16 protein-coding genes, 2 pseudogenes and 1 other annotated feature are annotated in these 20,413 nt (G+C 40.3%); of the genes and pseudogenes, 16 read left to right on the forward strand and 2 right to left on the reverse strand.

Annotated features, from left to right (window positions below; all coding sequences use genetic code 11):
• Positions 1 to 27 precede the first annotated feature (27 nt).
• From G4407_RS04225 to G4407_RS04250, 6 genes are all read left to right on the forward strand, one after another.
• Complete coding sequence (locus G4407_RS04225; protein WP_173687869.1) at positions 28 to 1,410, forward strand: AI-2E family transporter; 1,383 nt, start codon at positions 28 to 30, stop codon at positions 1,408 to 1,410.
• 6 nt (positions 1,411 to 1,416) lie between these two features.
• Positions 1,417 to 2,343, forward strand: a complete 927-nt coding sequence (metA, locus tag G4407_RS04230; protein ID WP_173687870.1) for a homoserine O-acetyltransferase MetA — start codon at positions 1,417 to 1,419, stop codon at positions 2,341 to 2,343.
• A gap of 114 nt (positions 2,344 to 2,457) precedes the next feature.
• On the forward strand, positions 2,458 to 3,087 hold the full coding sequence (locus G4407_RS04235) for a cyclodeaminase/cyclohydrolase family protein (RefSeq protein WP_173687871.1): 630 nt from the start codon (positions 2,458 to 2,460) through the stop codon (positions 3,085 to 3,087).
• A 25-nt stretch (positions 3,088 to 3,112) separates the two neighbouring features.
• Positions 3,113 to 3,985: a bifunctional 5,10-methylenetetrahydrofolate dehydrogenase/5,10-methenyltetrahydrofolate cyclohydrolase gene (locus G4407_RS04240; RefSeq protein ID WP_173687872.1), complete on the forward strand. Its 873-nt coding sequence runs from the start codon at positions 3,113 to 3,115 to the stop codon at positions 3,983 to 3,985.
• Between the two features lie 390 nt (positions 3,986 to 4,375).
• On the forward strand, positions 4,376 to 5,698 hold the full coding sequence (locus G4407_RS04245) for an MATE family efflux transporter (RefSeq protein WP_173687873.1): 1,323 nt from the start codon (positions 4,376 to 4,378) through the stop codon (positions 5,696 to 5,698).
• Positions 5,699 to 5,706: 8 nt separating this feature from the next.
• Complete coding sequence (locus G4407_RS04250) at positions 5,707 to 6,558, forward strand: AraC family transcriptional regulator (protein ID WP_173687874.1); 852 nt, start codon at positions 5,707 to 5,709, stop codon at positions 6,556 to 6,558.
• A 119-nt stretch (positions 6,559 to 6,677) separates the two neighbouring features.
• On the opposite strand, the gene G4407_RS04255 is transcribed toward G4407_RS04250, so the two are convergent.
• Positions 6,678 to 7,682: a LacI family DNA-binding transcriptional regulator gene (locus G4407_RS04255; protein WP_173687875.1), complete on the reverse strand. Its 1,005-nt coding sequence runs from the start codon at positions 7,680 to 7,682 to the stop codon at positions 6,678 to 6,680.
• A gap of 270 nt (positions 7,683 to 7,952) precedes the next feature.
• Here G4407_RS04255 and G4407_RS04260 point away from each other — a divergent pair, with 270 nt between their 5' ends.
• The 8 genes and pseudogenes from G4407_RS04260 to G4407_RS04295 form a co-directional block, all read left to right on the forward strand.
• Positions 7,953 to 9,197 carry an extracellular solute-binding protein gene (locus G4407_RS04260; RefSeq protein ID WP_173687902.1) on the forward strand — a complete coding sequence of 415 codons (1,245 nt, stop codon included), beginning with the start codon at positions 7,953 to 7,955 and terminating at the stop codon, positions 9,195 to 9,197.
• 12 nt (positions 9,198 to 9,209) lie between these two features.
• On the forward strand, positions 9,210 to 10,589 hold the full coding sequence (locus G4407_RS04265) for a carbohydrate ABC transporter permease (protein ID WP_173687876.1): 1,380 nt from the start codon (positions 9,210 to 9,212) through the stop codon (positions 10,587 to 10,589).
• A 2-nt stretch (positions 10,590 to 10,591) separates the two neighbouring features.
• The gene (locus G4407_RS04270; protein ID WP_173687877.1) at positions 10,592 to 11,464 is read left to right on the forward strand and encodes a sugar ABC transporter permease; all 873 of its coding nucleotides are present in this window, start codon (positions 10,592 to 10,594) and stop codon (positions 11,462 to 11,464) included.
• 8 nt (positions 11,465 to 11,472) lie between these two features.
• On the forward strand, positions 11,473 to 13,410 hold the full coding sequence (gene pulA, locus G4407_RS04275) for a type I pullulanase (protein WP_173687878.1): 1,938 nt from the start codon (positions 11,473 to 11,475) through the stop codon (positions 13,408 to 13,410).
• A gap of 20 nt (positions 13,411 to 13,430) precedes the next feature.
• Positions 13,431 to 15,386, forward strand: a complete 1,956-nt coding sequence (locus G4407_RS04280; protein ID WP_173687879.1) for an amylo-alpha-1,6-glucosidase — start codon at positions 13,431 to 13,433, stop codon at positions 15,384 to 15,386.
• 1 nt (position 15,387) lies between these two features.
• On the forward strand, positions 15,388 to 17,142 hold the full coding sequence (locus G4407_RS04285; RefSeq protein WP_173687880.1) for a glycoside hydrolase family 13 protein: 1,755 nt from the start codon (positions 15,388 to 15,390) through the stop codon (positions 17,140 to 17,142).
• 20 nt (positions 17,143 to 17,162) lie between these two features.
• Positions 17,163 to 17,279: pseudogene (locus tag G4407_RS04290) on the forward strand (alpha-amylase family glycosyl hydrolase); the annotation flags it as partial.
• Positions 17,254 to 17,957 (forward strand): annotated as a pseudogene (locus tag G4407_RS04295) (transposase); the annotation flags it as partial. The pseudogenes G4407_RS04290 and G4407_RS04295, both read left to right, overlap by 26 nt.
• 156 nt (positions 17,958 to 18,113) lie before the next feature.
• Here G4407_RS04295 and G4407_RS04300 read toward each other — a convergent pair.
• Positions 18,114 to 18,461, reverse strand: a complete 348-nt coding sequence (locus G4407_RS04300) for a helix-turn-helix domain-containing protein (RefSeq protein WP_173687881.1) — start codon at positions 18,459 to 18,461, stop codon at positions 18,114 to 18,116.
• Positions 18,462 to 18,586: 125 nt separating this feature from the next.
• Between G4407_RS04300 and G4407_RS04305 the strand changes: the two genes are divergently transcribed.
• Both G4407_RS04305 and G4407_RS04310 read left to right on the forward strand, forming a co-directional pair.
• A complete protein-coding gene (locus G4407_RS04305; protein WP_173687882.1) occupies positions 18,587 to 18,880 on the forward strand; it encodes a hypothetical protein in 294 nt (97 codons plus the stop codon).
• Between the two features lie 71 nt (positions 18,881 to 18,951).
• Positions 18,952 to 19,202, forward strand: a binding site (T-box leader).
• Positions 19,203 to 19,376: 174 nt separating this feature from the next.
• Positions 19,377 to 20,396, forward strand: coding sequence for an ABC transporter substrate-binding protein (locus tag G4407_RS04310; protein WP_173687883.1), 1,020 nt, complete (start codon positions 19,377 to 19,379; stop codon positions 20,394 to 20,396).
• Positions 20,397 to 20,413 lie beyond the last annotated feature (17 nt).

A 20,413-nucleotide genomic window follows, 5' to 3' on the forward strand; every position in this document is an offset into this window, starting at 1 on the left:
ACTTTTGAAGAAAGACAGGGAAATTAAATGGAAAAAAAAGACAATGTAGAGAAAGGGGTTTCGGAGAAGCCGGAAGCGAAGAAATCTGCAGCGTATTATGAGAAGCGTCCGGAATTTGGTAACAGAGGACCATCAAAGATTTTGCTGCATTTCAGGAAGGGGCTTACCTTTTTTCTTGTAATTGCGGCTTGTGTGATCTTTTATTTTCTTCTACTCCGAATAGAGGATATATCAGTAGATGTCAGTAAAGTAATTGATGTGCTAAAGCCGATCCTATACGGAATGGTGATCGCATATTTGCTGAATCCGATCGTAAAGCAGATTGACCGGTGGCTGATTCCACAATTAAAAAAGAAAATGTCTCTGGAAAAGGCGAAGAAAGTTTCGCGTAGTGTCGGTGTTTTTGCAGCGTTGGTTATGCTGCTTGCTTTGATTCTGGCACTGTGCAATATGCTGATTCCGGAACTTTATAAAAGTATCCGTGACATGGTTCAGACTCTGCCGGGACAGATCAGTGATATGGTTACGAAGATCACAAGTATCCAGAAAGATACCAGTCCGGCCGGAGTCATGGTACGTAACCTGTTAGAAAAGGGATCGGATGCGTTACAGAACTGGATCAAACAGGATCTTTTAACCAAGGTTAATGAAGTGATGTCAAACCTGACGGTTGGGATAATCAATTTTGTCAGTGAGATCCTGAATTTTCTGATTGGTCTTATTGTATCAGTCTATATTCTGTTCAGTAAGGAAACTTTTTCCGCACAGAGTAAAAAGATCGTCTATGCAGTGTTCCGTACAGATCATGCCAATATGATCCTGCATCTGACAAAGAAAAGCAATGAGATTTTCGGTGGATTTATTATTGGAAAGATTATTGATTCCATGATTATCGGAGTGCTTTGCTTCTTTGGACTTACGATCCTGAAGATGCCGTACATACTTTTGATCAGTGTAATCGTTGGTGTGACCAATGTCATTCCTTTCTTCGGACCGTATATCGGTGCTATTCCGAGTGCCGTTCTGATTTTGCTGAATGATCCGATCAAGGGCTTATATTTCCTGATCTTCATTCTTGTGCTGCAGCAGCTTGATGGAAATGTGATCGGACCGAAGATTTTGGGTAATTCGACTGGATTATCTGCATTCTGGGTTGTATTTTCAATCCTGTTCGGAAGCGGTCTGTTTGGATTTGTAGGAATGATCATGGGCGTGCCTACATTTGCAGTAGTTTATTATATTATTACAATGCTGATCAATCATTTGCTGGAGAAGAAAAAGCTTCCGCTTCAGACTTCGGAGTATGGGGAAAAGAGTTATGTGGATGATAGTGGAAGATTTGTCAGAGAAAATCCGGAAGAGAATGATACAGCGGTAAAAAATGGAGAAAATAAAAAAGAGAGGAAGTAAGCAGAAATGCCAATTCGTGTACAGAATGACCTTCCGGTAAAAGAAATACTGGAAAAAGAAAATATATTTGTAATGGATGAGAACCGTGCGGTTCATCAGGACATCCGTCCGATCAAGATCGGACTTTTGAATCTTATGCCACTGAAAGAGGATACGGAACTTCAGCTTCTGCGCTCCCTTTCCAATACACCGCTGCAGGTTGACATTGTGTTTTTGGCAGTAAAAAACCATGTTTCAAAGAATACTTCAGCGAATCACCTGAACCGGTTTTATGAGAATTTTGAAAATGTAAAAGATCAGAAATTTGACGGATTTATCATAACCGGAGCACCGGTAGAGCAGATGCCGTTTGAAGAGGTGGATTACTGGGAAGAGCTTGTAGAGATCATGGAGTGGACAAAGACGCATGTTACTTCAACGATCCATCTCTGCTGGGGGGCACAGGCAGCACTTTATTATCATTATGGTATCAATAAAGTACAGCTGGACAAAAAGCTTTTCGGTATCTTTGAACATAAGGTTATGAACCGTAAGATTCCTCTGGTACGTGGATTTGATGATGTATTTTATGCACCGCATTCCAGACATACAGATGTGCCGATTGAGAAGATCCGTGCAGATGAGAGACTGATGGTTCTGGCAGAGTCGGAAAAGGCAGGAGCATATCTTATCATGGCACAGGATGGAAGACAGATTTTTGTGATGGGACATCCGGAGTACGATCGGGTGACACTGGATCAGGAGTATAAGCGGGATCTGAGTAAAGGACTTCCGATTGAAATGCCGGAGAATTATTATCCGGACAATGACAGCACACAGAAGCCACTTCTTACATGGAGAGCACATGGTAACTGTATGTATGCAAATTGGCTGAATTACTATGTTTACCAGGCAACCCCGTATGATATGGTGGGGACACCTGATTTTCATTAGGATCCAGATAGAAGTTCAATACCGATATCCTGCCAGGCATATCAGAAAGTACTACGTTTCGGAAGAGAAATCATTTGCTATAATCGGAAAGCAAAAACAAGCGGGAGGAAAAATATGTTATTGGAGCAGAAAACAACGGATTTTTTGGAACAGCTCTCATCATCAGCACCGATTCCGGGAGGTGGCGGGGCATCGGCAGCAGTCGGAGCGTTCGCATCAGCTTTGGGACTTATGGTCGCAAATCTGACTGTCGGAAAAAAGAAATATGCAGATGTTGAAGAAGAGATTTTAGAGATAAGAGAAAAACTTGAGCAGAAGAAGCAGGATCTGGTCCGGATGGTAGATGCAGATGCCGAGGCTTTTGAACCACTGGCAAAGGCTTACAGAATGCCAAAAGAGACAGAGGAAGAACAGGCAGAGAAGGAAAAAGTTATGGAGGCTGCACTTAAAAATGCGGCAGAAGCACCACTGTGTATTATGGAAACAATTGTAGATACTATGGAGATGATCCGGGTGCTGGGGGAAAAAGGAAGCAGGCTTGCTGTCAGCGATGCAGGAGTTGCAATCCTTTTTGCACAGGCGGCTCTTGAAGGAGCTTCTCTTAATATTTTTATCAATACAAAGATGATGAAGGATCAGGAGGAAGCTGAAAGACTGAATTGTCTGGCTGATCAACTGATCGCGACAGGCAAAGAACTGAAAGAGACAACTTATGATGCTGTAATTAAGAGTATCAGACCATAACAGATAAGACAGACAGGAGAAAGACATGAGCATACAGATGCGAGGGGCTGAAGTGGCAAAAGCCATGAAAGAACAGCTGATCAGAGAAAGAGAAGAGTTGAACGCTGCGGGAGTAAATCCATGCCTTACGATCATTCGGGTAGGAGCGAAAGAAAATGATCTTGCTTACGAACGTGGAGCAAAAAAGAGAATGGAAATGATCGGAATCGAGTGCCGCGTTGCAGAACTGCCAGAGGATATTTCACAGGAAGAATTTGAGGATGCTTTCTGTAAGATCAATAAAGATCCGGAGGTTCACGGGATCCTTTTGTTCCAGCCACTTCCGGAGCAGCTCGATGTAGAGAAGATCAGACAGATGATCGACCCGGCAAAGGATATGGATGGAATGAGTCCTGTAAATCTTGCAAAAATATTCGAAGGTGACAGAACTGCTTATGCGCCTTGTACTTCTGAGGCAGTGATGCACATTATGAAGCACTATGGAATTGAACTCCAGGGGAAAAGGGTGACCGTCATCGGAAGAAGCATGGTTGTCGGAAAACCGCTTTCCATGTTGATGCTTGGACAGAATGCAACTGTAACTATCTGTCATTCGCGCACAAAAGATCTGGCGGACAGATGTCGCGAAGCAGAGATAATAGTAGCTGCGATCGGACGGGCAAAGCATATCACCGCCGATATGATCGCCGAAGGAGCGGTGGTAGCGGATGTCGGAATCAACGTACTGGAAGACGGAACCCTCTGTGGAGATGTGGACTACGAAAATGTCCGGGAAAAAGTATCTCATATCACACCGGTTCCGGGAGGAGTAGGAAACGTCACAACCTCCGTACTCGCTTCTCACGTGCTGCGTGCCGCCCGTATAGTCCAGAACGAACTCAGACAACGCAGAGTGTAACACCGCCTCTCTGTCGAACACAATACAAATGGGCGCAGAACAGTTACAACCAGTAACCTTGAGCGCCCAGGAAGAGAAAAATGGGGCTGTGAAAAAAGAAATAACTCCATAATAATTGGAAATAACTTCATAATCCGGATTTTAACCATGTGCAATTCGAGGTGGTTAGAAGTGAGGATGGATTAAACAGATTTGTTATGACGTTGATTAAATGGATTGAACAGAATATAAAAATGTAGTCTTTTTCTTTTATTCCATATAGCTCGCTTTCAGTGCTCCTCAAGATAAAGTAGAAATAGTGCAATTTTCACATGATATTATACAAGAATTACATAGAAATATATCGTATTATTGATATGGTATTCTTGAATTGTATGTGAGGAGAAAAATATGGCAGCGGAAAGAAAAACATTAACACAGCTATCTGTGCCAATATGCTTAGAAACTTTATTTTATATGCTTTCAGGTATGGTTGATACGCTTATGCTATCATCTGTAAGTGATCAGGCTGTAGGAGCAGTGGGAACAGCAAATACATATATAGGTGTTTTTATTATTATGTTCGGAGTAATATCATCGGGTATGATAGCTGTTATGTCACAAAATATCGGAGCCGGAAGACCGGGAATAGCATATCAGGCAAGACAACTTGGACTTATATTCAATGCATTGATAGGTATCGTAATGTCTGTCATTCTTGCTACTTTTTCTGATGGGATACTTAGAATCGTAAGTATTGCTCCGGCTTTGCTTGAGCCGGCTGAAATATATCTTAGGATTGTCGGAGGTGCATGTTTTTTAAATGCACTGATTCCTATTTTCTCCAGTTATTTGAGAGTGTTTGGATATACAAAGCATTCTTTGATAGGAACTGTTGTTGGAAATGTTCTTAATATAATACTTAATTCCGTATTCTTATTTGTATTCAACTGGGGGGTAATGGGAGTTGCTGTTGCCACGGTTATTTCAAGAGTTGTAAATCTTATTATTGTAGCCAGTATGGGAGCGGTGCTTATAAAAGCAAAACAGAGTCCTGAGCGAATTGCATCAAGAAAGATATTTGCGCAGATTGTTAAGATTGGTTTTCCTTCTGCGCTTGAAACAGCACTTTACAACATCGCAATGACCTTTATTGTGCGTTTTATGAATCAGATGGATGTGGATGGAATGAATGTTACAGCACGCTCATATGCTGTACAGATTGCAAATTTCTCGTATTGTGTGGGAGCTGCCCTTGCTCAGGCAAATGCAATTATGACCGGTTGGAGAATTGGAGCAAAAGAGTTTGAGGAATGTAACAGGGGAACGAGGAAAGCTGCGATATACGGTATCATCACAGCGACATGCTTTTCCGTGACATTTGCATTGGCAGGACATTTTATCGTGCATATATTTACTGATGATACACAGATGATAAATCTTGTGGTAAAGTTGTTAATAGTAGATATATTTCTTGAATTTGGAAGGGTAACAAACCTTGTATATGGTCAGGCATTAAAAACGAGTGGAGATGCACTTTTCCCGGTTATACTCGGTGTGGTATTTATGTATTTGTTTGCAGTTGGCGGCACCTATTTTCTCGGAATACACATGGGACTTCTGGCTGTAGGAGCATATATTGCTATGGCAGGTGACGAATGTGCGAGAGCTGTGGGAATGGTACTTAGATGGAAGAGCGGAAAATGGGAGAGTAAAGGTCTTATAGAAGTGTAGGAGAGATTATGTACTTTGAATTAAAGGAAAATAAACCACATGGTACAAAGGATGATCCGTTTAGTACATATCATATAAAAAATGAGGGACGATTATTTCAGATACCGGTTCATTGGCATGATGAACTGGAAATTATATATGTAAAAAGCGGTTTTTTGACTGTAAGTATATCAGGAGAAAATTATATTGGAATCCCCGGGGATGCTTTTGTCGTGTCGCCGGGGAATCTGCATTTCATGGGTTCACAGACTGGTACAGTGGATTATTTTACTTTCCTTTTTCCGTTGAAATACATATCTTTTTGTATAAATGACATGTTAGATGATAAATTACTGGAGCCGTTAAAAAATGGCCATCTGATGATAAGTCCAAGAGTAAAAGATACAGCAAAAGAACTGTGTGAGCAGTTGGTTGAAACATATATGGCAAAAAATAAGAAAACTGAGTCCAAAATAACTGCTCAGATAAAGACAAAAATAATTCTTTTACAATTTATTCTTGAAATGTGGGAGAAGGGCTTTGTAATCGAAAATGATAAAAGCGGGAGAAATACTGTAGAAAAAGAAATGATTTCATATATACAGCAGAATTTTATGGAAAAAATATCGTTAAAAGAATTTGGTGAGCAGTTTCATCTTTCGGAAAAGTATATATCACGATATTTTAAGGAACATTTTCATATTACGCTTTCGCAATATATCACACATTTACGATTAGAGCATGCAAAACAGCTGTTACAAGATACGGATACTCCTGTTACAGAGGTCGCAATGCAGAGTGGATATCAGAATGTAAGCTATTTTATCAGAAGCTTCAAAAAAACATATGGAGTTTCTCCGTTAAAATATAGAAAAAAATAAGCCGGTTATATGGTTAGAATAGGACTTGAAAAAAATATAAAAGATACTATCAAAAAAGGTTAGGGAACAACCGAAAGGGAGTTTCCTAACCTTTTTGTATAAGAATAATTAGATAAATATTATGTTACAGGAACTTCCCCTGTAGATTTTCGCTCGATTAGCTGTGCATGTAACAAAAATGTACTGATTGAAATGCCATTAAGCAGACTTGATAGCGCAAAGAACCCACTTTTCCCGAGCTCAGGTCGATCTTGTCTGATTGTAGTCAATGGAGGAGAAGTATATGCTGCAATCGGAATATCATCAAATCCGATAATACTGATATCTTCAGGAATTCTGTAGCCTAGTTGCTGACACTGGATAAGGGCTGCATTGGCAAGAGTGTCCTGACTACAGATGATAGCAGTCATTCCTTTTTCCAGAAACCGAGGCAGGTGCTTTTCCATACATTCAGACAAATAGTAAGAGCAGCCGGTAGAATTAGAAGAAGTGTTCAGTCCATGCTTATGCATGGCATGGAGGAAGGCTGCATGTCGTATCTGAAGAATCTGAGATCCAAGAGAACCGCTGAGATAGGCAATCTTACGATGCCCAAGTCCGGCAAGATAAGAGACAGCAAGTTCCATTCCCTCATCATTATCAATACCTACATAAGCGGTAGAAGGATTCCCAATAATATAGTTATCGAAAAGTACAGCAGGAGTGTGGCTGGTTTTAAAATCCTGAATCCAAGGGTCGTTCAAGGAAAAGCCGATTGCAAAAGCGCCTACGTAATCATGCTCTAACATAAAAACATCATAATGTTGGTTCCGTTGCATCTGAACGTCAACAGGTACAATTTCAACATCAAAACCGGCCGGTTCAGCCATCTGGCGGAAACCAAGCAGAATGTCATAGGCAAAATGATGAGGCTCTTCGTATTGTATATTCTCTTTTTCTATTATAATACAGATTTTTTTAACGGGTTTCTTATAACGACGAAGTTTAGTATAACCGAGGGCTACGGCAGTTTCTAAAACCTGTTTCCGTAAAGTTTCGCTGATATCAGGAGCATCATTGAGTGCTTTGGATACAGTACTCTTGGAAATCTCCATTTTATCAGCAATATCCTGGATTGTAGTCATAATTTGTGATCCTTTCATAAAGCAGGAAAATAATTCTTTTTTTATTATATACAATGATATAGTAAAAAGCAATGAACTATAGGAAAAATAAAAATTTAGGTAAGTTTCGATAATGCGAAAACATAAAATAATGCACAAAAAAGAACGAGACAAAATGTGCAAATTTAATAAAAATAAGTGGCTATTTGAAAAAAGATTGACGAAAAAATGAAAAAGACGTATATTATGCTTAACGAAACAATACGAAACAAAGGAATGAAAGGAAGAAAGATGATGAAGAGAGGACTGGCAACATTTCTAACAGGAATCATGACTGTAACTCTGGTGGCAGCAGGACTAACCGGATGTGGGAGCAGTACGGCGGATAAAGGGTCAGAAAAAGTCAGACTGATGGTATGGTCTCCATCGGAAGATCAGTCAAAAGACAGTGGCGAATGGCTTCAGACAATGTGCAATAATTTTGCAAAAGAGCACCCGGAGTGGGATATTACATTTGTCTATGGAGTAGCTGATGAAGCGACAGCCGCAGATCAGGTGGCACAGGATCCGGAAGCAAGCGCAGATGTATTTATGTATGCAAACGACAGGATTACATCGCTTACAGATGCGGATGCAGTAGCAAAATTTGGTGGAAAGTATAAAGAAGAGATTGAATCAACCAACTCGGAGGTGCTTTTAGATTCGTTGACGGTTGACGGAGAACTTTATGGTGTCCCGTTTACAACCAATACCTGGTATATGTTTTATGACAAGTCTGTATTTTCAGAGGAAGATGTGAAAAATCTGGATACGATGCTGGAAAAAGGAACAGTATCCTTCCCATTTACTAATTCATGGTATCTTCCAGCATTTTATCTGGGAAATGGATGTACTTTGTTCGGAGATGGAACAGACGAGTCAAAAGGAGTTGATTTTGCAGGAGAAAAGGCAGTGGATGTAACCAATTATGCAATTGATCTGGCAGCCAATCCAAATTTTAAAATTGATGCAGATGGATCAGGACTTGCAGGACTTCGTGATGGCAGTGTAAATGCAATGTTTACCGGATCGTGGGATGCAAATGCAATAAAAGAAGCACTTGGAGATAATATGGGAGTTTCATCGCTTCCGACTTATACAATTAACGGACAAGAGAAGCAGATGCTTGCATATGCCGGTTCAAAGGCAATCGGAGTTAATGCACATAGTGAATATATGGAACAGGCAGTTGCACTTGCTGTTTATCTGGGAGGAAGTGATGCACAGAGAGCACACTACGAGATGAGAACTGTGATTCCGTGCAATACAGAACTTTTAAAAGAAAAAGACATTGCATCCGATCCACTTGTTCAGGCACAGAATGATACCTTTAACAATACATCCATACTTCAGCCATTCGTGGCATCCATGAGTAACTGTTGGGTGCCGGTTGAGAATATGGGGAAAGGAATTCGTAACAAGAGTGTGACACATGAAAATGCTGAAGAACAGACGGAAGCAATGAACGAAGCAATGAACAGCAATGGAATCAATTAAGAGGTAAGCGGAATGAGTATATTTAAGAAAAAAATCAATGAATTTCCAACGCCATATACCTGCAAAAATGCAGTGAAAAAAGGTGGATTAGAGACTAAGCTTTCCATGGTCCTGATGGGATTTGGAAACATCGTACACGGTCAGATTATCAAAGGTCTTTTGTATCTGGCAATTGAAATTGCCTACATCGTCTTTATGGCGGTAAATGGAATCGGATTTATTGGCGGTCTTCGGACACTTGGAACTGTACAGCAGCAAGAGGTGTGGGATGAAGCAAAGCAAATTTATCTTTACACAAAAGGGGATCAGTCCGTTCTGATTCTACTTTATGGGGTGACGACAATCCTGCTGACGATTCTTATGATTTTGGTATGGAGAGGAACCCTGAAAAGTGCATATAAAGCAGAGTGTCTTCAGAAAGCAGGAATGCATGTGAATACATTTGCGGAAGATTTGAAGTCTCTTCTGCATGAGAATCTGTACCGTTTATTTATGACACCACCGACAACATTCATCTTTGTGTTTACTGTACTTCCGTTGGTATTCATGATTTGTATGGCATTTACTAATTACAGTCGTATCGGAAACCATCTGATGCTGTTTGACTGGGTAGGACTTGATAACTTCAAGACATTATTTGATTCAGGAAGTATTCTCGGAAGTACTTTCTGGTCGGTTCTTGGATGGACGATTGTCTGGGCGTTTTTTGCAACCTTCAGCAACTATATTTTCGGAATGATCCTTTCCCTTTTGATCAACAGAAAGGGAACAAGAGCAAAAGGATTCTGGAGATTTTGTTTTGTCCTTTCCTGTGCCGTACCGATGTTTGTATCCCTTTTGATCATGCGTACTATGTTACAGCCGGAAGGAGCAATCAACGTACTTCTCAGAAATATAGGACTGATTGCAAGTGATGCAAGCCTTCCATTCTTTACAGATGCAACATGGGCGAGGGTGACGGTTATTATCATCAATATCTGGGTAGGTGTGCCGTATACTCTGCTTCAGCTGACAGGAGTGCTTCAGAACATTCCAGAAGAACTTTATGAAGCTGCAAAAGTGGATGGTGCAAATGCCTTTCAGACATTTACAAAGATTACATTGCCGTACATGCTGTATGTGACAACACCATATCTGATTGTAACCTTTACAGGAAATGTCAATAACTTCAATGTCATTTATCTTCTTTCAGGAGGAGATCCGGTAACAAACCTTTCTTCAACTGCAGGTAAGACAGACCTTCTGGTTACATGGCTCTATAAACTGACAATCGACAAACAGTACTATAACATTGGTGCGGTAATTGGAATCATGACCTTTATCATTCTGGCAATTGGTGCACTTTTCACATACCGTAACAGTAAATCCTATAAAGAAGAAGGAGGATTTTAATCATGGCAGGAAAGAAATTACAATCTGCAAAAAAGAAGAAAATGATCAACAATACGATTGTACATATCGTTCTTGCGGTGCTGGCAATTATCTGGTTATTCCCGATCGTATGGGTAATCCTGACCAGTTTCCGTGCGGAAAAGGGCTCTTATGTGTCAACCTTCTTCCCAAAAGCATTTACGCTAGATAATTATGTGAAATTATTTACGGATACATCTATTTTAAATTTCCCGCAGATGTTTATGAACACACTGTTTATCGCAATCTGTTCCTGCATTTTATCTGCGTTTTATGTGCTGGCGGTATCCTACTGTCTTTCAAGACTGAAATTTAAAATGAGAAAACCGTATATGAACATGGCAATGATTCTCGGCCTGTTTCCTGGATTTATGTCCATGATCGCTGTGTACTTTATATTAAAGGCGATGGGGCTTACGGAAGGAAGTCTGATTAAGCTGGCTTTGATTTTGTGTTATTCCGGCGGTGCAGGACTGAGCTTCCAGATTGCAAAAGGATTTTTTGATACAATTCCGGTTGCAATTGATGAGGCTGCACTTTTGGATGGATGTACCAGATGGCAGATTTTCAGTAGAATCACACTGCCACTTAGTAAGCCGATCATTGTATATACAGTGCTGACATCTTTCATGGCTCCGTGGCTCGATTTCATTTTTGCAAAGGTAATCTGTAGAGCAAACTCAGACCAGTATACGATAGCTATCGGACTTTGGAAAATGTTGGAAAAAGAATATATTGACAGCTGGTACACCAGTTTTGCGGCTGGGGCAGTTCTGATTTCAATTCCAATCGCAATTCTCTTCTTGTTCATGCAGAGATACTATGTAGATGGCGTATCAGGCGCAGTGAAAGGATAAGGAAGACGATGAAGGATAAAATAGAATTAAAAAAATATTACTCTACAAAAGAATTTCTTGAAAATTATATTTATGAGGGAAATAATCTTGGTGTAGAATGTACAGAAGAAGGAACGACATTCCGTCTGTGGTCACCACAGGCGGAATGCGTTAGTTTAAACCTGTATCAGACAGGGAATGGAGGAAATGCGTACAAGCAGATTCCGATGAAAAAAGCAGAAAAGGGTGTGTGGAGTTGGAGGAGCAAAGAAGAACTTCACGGCGTTTATTATGATTATCTGATTACCCGCGATGGCGAAGAAGTTCGATCAGCAGACCCATATGCAAAGGCATGCGGAGTTAATGGATTGCGCAGCATGGCAGTGAATCTGAAAAAGACCAATCCAGAAGGATGGGAAAAAGATCAGGCACCAGAAGAAGGGCCGGAGCGAATTGTCTATGAACTTCATGTAAAAGAATTTTCGTGGGATAAAGCAGGTGGTTTTCCAGAGGAATATCGTGGAAAATATAAAGCATTTACATGCAGACATACGACTTTGAACGAGGACGGAATTCATCCGACCGGGTTGGATTATTTAAAGGAACTCGGGGTGACACACATCCAGATTATGCCGATGTACGATTACGGTTCTGTAAATGAAGCAGGCAAGGATACGGAATTCAACTGGGGATATGACCCGGTTAATTACAATGTGCCGGAGGGCTCCTATGCGACAGATGCCAGACATGGAGAGGTGAGAATCAGAGAAATGAAAGAGATGATTCAGGCAATTCATGAAGCTGGTTTTAGTGTGATCATGGATGTGGTTTACAATCATACTTATTCACTGGATTCCTGGTTTCAGAGAACTGCACCTTGGTATTTTTACCGGGTATTTCCGGACGGAACAGTATCTGACGGCTCTGCCTGTGGAAATGACGTGGCAAGTGAAAGAGAGATGTGTGCAAAATACATTTTGGAATCGGTGCTTTACTGGACAGAGGAATATCATATTGACGGATTTCGTTTTGATCTGATGGGACTTCTGGATGTAGATTTGATGAACCGGATTCGAAGTGAACTGGATCAAAGATACGGAAAAGGAAAGAAGATCATTTACGGAGAGCCATGGGCGGCAGATAAGACGGCTGTAGAAGGCAATAAAAAACTGGCAGCAAAAGAAAATATCGGACTTTTGGATGAAAATATCGGGGCGTTCTGTGACAGTACCCGAGATGGAATCAAAGGCTCTGCACTACGTGCAAAGGAAGCAGGGTTTATAAACGGGGCAGAAAGAAAAGAAGATGAAATGCTTGCAAGTGTGACAGCGTGGTGTGCAAATCCTTATCAAGCAGAAGGCTTTGAAAATGTGAAAGCACCTTCGCAGATTGTTACCTATGTATCAGCACACGACAATTATACGTTATGGGATAAATTAAAAGAGACAGTCGTAGAGAAAAATGAATGTTTGAGACTGAATAAAATGGCGGCGGCAGTCTATATGACTTGTCAGGGAACGTTATTCTTTTTATCAGGAGAAGAATTTGCCCGTACAAAAGACGGACAGGATAATACTTTTAAGGCTCCGATTTCTCTGAACCGTCTCGATTGGGAAAAGGCATGGGAAAACAAGGACCTGGTTCATTATTATCAGGGATTGATTGCACTTCGAAAACAGCTCTCTGGACTTTGTGACAAATCAAAAGACAGTTATAAACAAATCACGGATATGTGGAAAGAAAAAGATGTAGTAGGCTTTACTGTGCTCAATGATGAAGCATCAAGATGGAGTCAGGTGAAGATAATTTACAATGCAAGAAAAAGTAGTTATAAAGTGAAATTTTTGGATGACGGCTGGAAAATCTTAAGCGATGCTAATGACAGCTGGTGCTGGGAAAAAGGAGTCTGTGCAGAAAGACAGATAGAAGTTGCACCGCAGAGCGTGTTGATACTTGGACGTAAATAATGATTAAGGAGGAGTAGTACATGAAGTGGATTTATGGCAGACAGGATTGGAAAACATTAGAGAGAGGACTTGAAAACTGCTATCTTTTAACCAATGGACTGGGAGGTTTTTCGTCGCTTACGATGACCGGAGCTGTGGCAAGAAATGACCATTCGGTATTCATGGCATGTACGAAAGCTCCAAATCATAGGATAAATATGATTCATCGGATGAGAGAAGAATTGGATATCGGAGAATCAAAATATGTTCTTTCAACCCAGGAATTTGCGAATGGAACAAAAGAAGAAGGATATCGTTATCTTGCAGAATTTTCTTTTGAAATTCTTCCATCGTGGCGTTATCTGATAAATGGAGTAGAGATAGAAAAAGAGATTGTGATGGCACAGGGCAGCAATCAGATTGCAGTGAATTATCATCTGAAAAACCGTGGTCAGAAAGAGGCTGTTCTCTGTGTAACTCCGTTTTTTCAATTTGAACCTAAAGGGGAAGATTTGAAAGAAGGTAAGATATTTTCAAGACAAGAGCAAAAGATTACCGATGGAAAGTATAATCTTTTCTTTGAAACAAATGGAGAAGTAGAAGGATTTACAGAAAAGAAAGAAACGTATTTTTATCGCTATGATGAATGTGATGGAAGACGAGAAAATGGAATAGCAAGCGCAGTTTATCAGATTAATAAACAAGTAAAGCCAGGGGAAGAGACAGATTTGACAGTGATTTATTCGATGGAAAGTCTGATTGATATGGACGCAAAAAAAATATTTGATAAAATAAAAGAAGAGCAGATCCATTATCAAGAGAACCTTATAAAGACTTCAGGCTTGAAAAATAAACTGGCACAGACACTGGTTTGTAGTGCAGACAAGTTCCTTTCGAAAAGAGAGTCTACGGATGGATTGACTATTCTTGCCGGATTTCCTTTTTTTGAGGACTGGGGAAGAGATACAATGATTGCGCTTCCGGGAATCTGCATCTCCACAGGAAGATTTGAAAGCACAAAATCAATCTTGCAGACATTTGCATTTTATGAAAAAGATGGATTGATGCCAAATCTGTTCCCGGAGGGCGAGAATGAGCCACTTTATAATACTGTAGATGCGGCACTATTATTTATCAACTGCGTGTGGTTATATTATGAAAAAACTCAGGACGTCAAATTTGTAGAGGAAATGTATCCGGTAATGCAAAGAATTATTTTCGGTTACGAGAAAGGAACACATTTCAATATCCATATGGAAGAAGATGGCCTTATCAGTGCCGGAACAGGTCTGGATCAGGTGACCTGGATGGATGTGCGTGTGGGAGAGATTCTTCCGACACCAAGGCATGGGAAACCGGTGGAGATTAATGCTTACTGGTACAATGCACTTTGTATAATGCATAAGTTTTCTGAAGTTTTGAAGAAAAATGAAGAGCAGAAATATAGAGAACTCGCACAGAAGGTGAAAGAAGCTTTTGCACGAGAATTCTGGATGGAGGAAAAACACTGCCTGAAGGATGTAATTTCAGAAACAAAGGCAGATACACAGATTCGCTGTAATCAGATATGGGCGGTGTCTATGCCATTTACGATGCTGGATGAAGAGAAAGAAAGACAGATTGTAGATACGGTATTTGAAAAGCTGTATACGCCGTATGGTCTTCGTACACTAGATCCAACAGACGAGGAATTTCATGCATGCTATGGAGGAGAGATGATAAAAAGAGATCTTTCCTATCATCAAGGAACCGTCTGGACTTTCCCGATGGGCGGATATTATCTCGCTTACCTAAAAGTAAATAAAGACTCAAGAGAAGCAAAAGAGACTGTGACAAAGCAATTGGAAGTGTTGGAAAGTGCAATGCGTGAAGGATGTATTGGCCAGCTCCCTGAGATTTATGATGGAGAGATACCGGTTTCTTCAAAAGGATGTTTTGCGCAGGCATGGAGTGTAGGAGAAATCCTGCGTGTTTATGAAAAATTGGAGGAAAAATAAGATGGAGTTTACTGGGGTATACCATAAAACATCAGAGCAAATGAGTTATCCGTTGGATGAGGACAGATTAATTGTAAATATTAAGACCGGATATGATGTAAAACAGGTCTTTATTCATTACGGAGATCCTTATGAAGCAGGAATCCTGGGTGGAAAGGAAAAATGGATTGGAAAAAGAGAGGAAATTATTTATAAAAAACGTTTGCCACACCAAATCTGGTGGACAACAACGCTTTTTCCAGAATATAAACGATGTAAATATTATTTTGAACTGAGAACAGAAGAGGAAGTCTGGTATTATTTTGAAGATGGTTTTCTGACTGAAGAGCAGCTTCAGATGGATGGTCGTATGCAGCAGTGCTTTATTGTACCGTGGATGAATCCGGCAGATATAAATCGCACACCGGCATGGGTAAATGATACGATTTGGTATCAGATTTTTCCGGACAGGTTCTGCAACGGGACACCGGAAAAGAATGGAAATGATATCACGCCGTGGAGAAATCACGGAACCGTGACCAATCAGGAAAAATTCGGAGGAAATCTGGAAGGAATCCGTCAGAAACTATCCTATCTTCAGAACCTCGGAATTACCGGGATTTATTTTAATCCAATTATGGAAGCAGAATCCAATCACAAATATGATACTACAGATTACACAAAGATCGATCCGGCTTTCGGAGATGAAGAAACAATGAAGGCGCTTTGCATGGAAGCACATGAAAAAGGAATCCGCATTATGGTAGATGCAGTATTTAATCACTGCGGAAGAAAATTTGCACCATGGATTGATGTGCTGGAACATGGAAAAGATTCTTGTTATGCGGATTGGTTTATGGTGGAAGACTGGGAACAAATCGGAAAAAGAGCAGACACTAGAGACAGACGCTTTTACTCTTTTGCATTTGCAGATACGATGCCAAAGTTGAATACGAATAATGAAGAAGTAATTGAGTATTTTTGCAAGGTCTGTGAAGAATGGGTTCAAAAATTCGATATAGACGGAATCCGTTTCGATGTAGGAAATGAAGTATCACATCGGTTCTTAAAGCGTATACGAGAACATTTAAAAATGGTAAAACCGGATATTTATCTGTTAGGAGAAATCTGGCACGATGCAAGTCAGTGGCTGCAAGGAGATGAGTATGATTCCGTTATGAATTACCCATTGCTCAGCGGAATCCATGACTTTTTCCTTGATAAAACGATGAAAAAAGAGGAATTTGAATTTATGGTGAATCGTTGCTATACCATGTATATGCAGCAAAATAATGATGTACTTTTCAACCTGCTGGATTCCCACGATACGGAGAGACTTATGAATCGTTTTCATGATTTAGATAAATTTTATCAGCAGCTTGCAATTCTCTTTACGCTTCCGGGAAGCCCTTGCATTTATTACGGAACGGAAATCGCAATGGAAGGAGCCCATGACCCGGACTGCAGAAGATGTATGCCATGGAGTGAGATTGAAAGCAAAGAAAATCAGGAAAAGATTACAATGATGCGGAAACTGATTATGCTTAGAAGAAACGAGAAAATGTGCAGAAGCCCACATTTCCATTTCCCGGATACATATGAAAATGATCGATGTGTAGAATATATTAAGTTAGATGAAGATGGTAATAAAATTGAGGTCCTGTTAAATGCATCAGAGGAAGAAGTAAAGGTAAAAGGAGATGGGAAAATTCTTTTTGCCCGAGAATTTGATGGAGAGATACTTGGCGTAAACGGAACGCTCATTCGTAGAATTTAGGGAACATAAAGAAAGGAGAGGATATTCCAGGAATTATCAGCAGATTGGATTATTTGAAAAAACTTGGAATAGATGCAATCTGGCTCTCACCGGTGTATCGTTCTCCACAAGATGACGATGGATACGATATTTCCAACCTATAATGTACAGGTCGGTGTTGCAGATGAGTACATTGCTGTTGTTGATGTAAACCAGTATCGCTCAGATATGGATTGTTTTATTCCACTAATGAACAAGTTTTATACTACATATGGCTTTTATCCGAAGTACCCAGTGGCAGATGCCGGATATGGTTCTTACAATAATTACATCTTCTGTGAGCAACATGGAATGAAAAATATATGAAGTTCCCCATGTTCAAGAAAGAGACTACTGACAAGAAGTATCATGAAGATCCATTTCGTGCAGTAAATTTTCCAATCGAGAAAGACGGGATCATGCGTTGCCCAAACGGGAAAAGATTTTATCTTCAGTATAGAAAAAACGTAAAAGGCAACAAGTATGGGCATCAGGAAGAAGTGTATCAGTGTGAAGATTGCTCCGGCTGTCCATACGCAGAACAATGTAAAAAGACAGATAAAAACCGTACTGTCCGGATCAACCGCGAACTTACAGCGATGCATCAAGAAGTGATTGAAAATCTCGAAAGTATCCAGGCAGAAGGTACATTTGGTATCATAAAAAACGACCGTTGGTACAAAAGGATTGTCCGAAGAGGAATAAAATCTGTACTGCTCGAAGTATTTCTTGTTTCTATTGGACACAATCTTTATAAATATTACAACAAACAGAAAAAAACAGAAACTGCCGCATAGGATTCCATAATAACTTTTCTTATGGGGTAAGGGGAGTTATACACTTTTTTATAAAATATAATGATTGTTGCATCCATAAACAAAAAGGCGCATGAAAAAACTTTCGTTTTTTCACACGCCCATTTTTTTTCTCCTCTGGGGTGGCATAGACTACATTTATTTTTCGCCCATCTCTGGCGGAATCTTTTCTAACAACTGCCGGATATTGTCACGGATCAATTGTTTATAATTATCAGGAAGCGGTGTGATCATATCCAGGATCTCGGCATTGAGCGGATCCTTTGAATGAATGGAATCATCCAGATAGTCACAGATCAGATAATCAAATTTGACATCTAATGCTTCTGAAAAATTAAGCATGGTTGCAAAGGATGTTGCCTGGCTGCCATTTTCAATCCGGCTTATCGTTGTCTCATCAAGATTTAGTTTTTCTGCTAGTGCTGCCTGTGTAAGACCTGCTTTGTGACGTGCCTGCCGAACGCGTGTACCGAAATTCTTTTCCATGCTGTTTATCTCTCCTTCATAAAAGTAGTGTAGCATTTCAATTTGAAAAAAGAATGATATTATATGCAAGTTGACTTTATAAAAACGCCATGATAGGATATGATTAAAAAAGGGGGGTAGAAGAAATGGATTGGGAATCGTACAGAACAGATCTTGAGGCGATAAAGCTTGCGGTGAATGAATGTGAAAGACTTGGAGTGGATAAAGAAGAACTCCTCATAATCAGTATTTACCGTCTCTATGAATTTTATAAAACGGAAGACGACAGAGTCTATCTTCTGGGGGCATTATTGCATCTTAAGGCTTATCTTGAACTGGGGATGGAATATGAAAAGAACCGTAAGATCTTTTCACTGATTTTAGATAATTACGGGGTGTGTTATCAGGATATTTTTCAGGGAGCTGAGAAAATAGAGTAGAAAAATCTGAAAAATTCCAAAAATCAGGTTGACAAACAGAGAATAAAGAGGTAATATAACAACCATAGATTGTGAAACCGTTGAGAAAGAGGAGTAGGTTATCGAACGATATCACAGAGAGCAGCAGGTGGTGGGATTGCTGTATGGAGTTGATAATTGAATGGACTTTCGAGGGCAGCCTGAAATCAGACGAATGAGAGTATGGTTTGTCGGGAACCAAACCCGTTATCAATAAGGGATGTATGTTAGTACATAAAAGAGGACAGGAAACTGTTAAAGTTGAGTGGTACCGCGTTAATAGAAGATATTAGTCGCCTCAATCCGTAGAAGGATTGAGGCGTTTTTTATTTACCGGAACCCCCTTTCCTGATAAATAAAAAGCCTCCGGCAGGATGTTACATATGTATTCCTGTTGTGGTACGGCGCGGAATCAGGAAACACCTTCTCTTGAAAGCTAACAAAGAAAATTATTTATCAAGAAGAGGAGAACAAAATTATGAAAAAGAGAACAATCGCAGTATTATTAACAATGGCAATGGCAGCAGCAATGATGGCAGGATGTGGAAGCAAGTCGGATTCCAAGACAGCAGACGGAGAAAAGAGTTATACAATCGGTATTTCCCAGTTTGCAGAGCACGGATCCCTTGACAACTGCCGTGAAGGATTTTTAGAGGGCCTGAAAGAAGAAGGTATCGAGGAAGGAAAGAACCTGAAGGTTGAATACAAGAACTCGGCAGCAGATATGGGAACTGCATCACAGATCGCAAGCAGCTTTGTATCCGATAAAGTAGATCTGATCTGCGGAATCGCAACACCAAGTGCACAGACAGCATACAATGCTGCGATGGATACAGATATTCCGGTTATCTATACTGCAGTTACAGATCCGATAGCAGCAGAGCTTGCAGATGATAAAGGGAACCCGGTTGGAGAAGTCACAGGAACCAGTGATAAACTTCCGATTGAAGCACAGCTGAAAATGATCCGTGAACTTCTTCCGGATGCAAAGAAGATCGGTATCCTCTATACAACAAGTGAGGCAAACAGCGTATCTGCAATTGCTGAATACAAAGAAAAAGTCGGTGACTATGGATTTGAACTTGTAGAAAAGGGAATTACAAATACATCAGAAATCGCACTTGCAACAGACGATCTTCTGTCACAGGTAGACTGCATCAGCAACCTGACAGATAACACGGTAGTAAGCTCACTTGCAACCATTCTGGATAAGGCAAATGCAGCAAATATCCCGGTATTCGGAAGTGAGATCGAACAGGTGAAGCTTGGATGCCTGGCAGCAGAAGGTCTTGATTATGTAGCACTTGGCAAACAGACAGGTAAGATGGCGGCAAAGGTTCTCAAAGGAGAAAAGAAAGCATCTGAAATGCCATTTGAGACGATCACAGAAGCAGGGCTTTACCTGAATACAAAAGTAGCAGAAAATCTTGGAATCACAGTGGAAGATGATCTGAAAAACAGCGCGGTAGAGACATACGATTCTATCAGCGAAAACTAAATTTGAATTAGAAAAGT

Source organism: Allocoprococcus comes (assembly GCF_013300725.1).
GTDB lineage: Bacteria > Bacillota > Clostridia > Lachnospirales > Lachnospiraceae > Allocoprococcus > Allocoprococcus comes_A.

Bases quoted from the DNA above. Each gene is read 5' to 3' on its own strand.
- pulA (WP_173687878.1), top strand. From the start codon at position 11,473: ATGAAGGATAAAATAGAATTAAAAAAATATTACTCTACAAAAGAATTT.
- G4407_RS04235 (WP_173687871.1), top strand. From the start codon at position 2,458: ATGTTATTGGAGCAGAAAACAACGGATTTTTTGGAACAGCTCTCATCA.
- G4407_RS04280 (WP_173687879.1), top strand. From the start codon at position 13,431: ATGAAGTGGATTTATGGCAGACAGGATTGGAAAACATTAGAGAGAGGA.
- G4407_RS04245 (WP_173687873.1), top strand. From the start codon at position 4,376: ATGGCAGCGGAAAGAAAAACATTAACACAGCTATCTGTGCCAATATGC.
- G4407_RS04265 (WP_173687876.1), top strand. From the start codon at position 9,210: ATGAGTATATTTAAGAAAAAAATCAATGAATTTCCAACGCCATATACC.
- G4407_RS04285 (WP_173687880.1), top strand. From the start codon at position 15,388: ATGGAGTTTACTGGGGTATACCATAAAACATCAGAGCAAATGAGTTAT.
- G4407_RS04250 (WP_173687874.1), top strand. From the start codon at position 5,707: ATGTACTTTGAATTAAAGGAAAATAAACCACATGGTACAAAGGATGAT.
- G4407_RS04300 (WP_173687881.1), bottom strand. From the start codon at position 18,461: ATGGAAAAGAATTTCGGTACACGCGTTCGGCAGGCACGTCACAAAGCA.
- metA (WP_173687870.1), top strand. From the start codon at position 1,417: ATGCCAATTCGTGTACAGAATGACCTTCCGGTAAAAGAAATACTGGAA.
- G4407_RS04260 (WP_173687902.1), top strand. From the start codon at position 7,953: ATGATGAAGAGAGGACTGGCAACATTTCTAACAGGAATCATGACTGTA.
- G4407_RS04310 (WP_173687883.1), top strand. From the start codon at position 19,377: ATGAAAAAGAGAACAATCGCAGTATTATTAACAATGGCAATGGCAGCA.
- G4407_RS04270 (WP_173687877.1), top strand. From the start codon at position 10,592: ATGGCAGGAAAGAAATTACAATCTGCAAAAAAGAAGAAAATGATCAAC.
- G4407_RS04305 (WP_173687882.1), top strand. From the start codon at position 18,587: ATGGATTGGGAATCGTACAGAACAGATCTTGAGGCGATAAAGCTTGCG.
- G4407_RS04225 (WP_173687869.1), top strand. From the start codon at position 28: ATGGAAAAAAAAGACAATGTAGAGAAAGGGGTTTCGGAGAAGCCGGAA.
- G4407_RS04240 (WP_173687872.1), top strand. From the start codon at position 3,113: ATGAGCATACAGATGCGAGGGGCTGAAGTGGCAAAAGCCATGAAAGAA.
- G4407_RS04255 (WP_173687875.1), bottom strand. From the start codon at position 7,682: ATGACTACAATCCAGGATATTGCTGATAAAATGGAGATTTCCAAGAGT.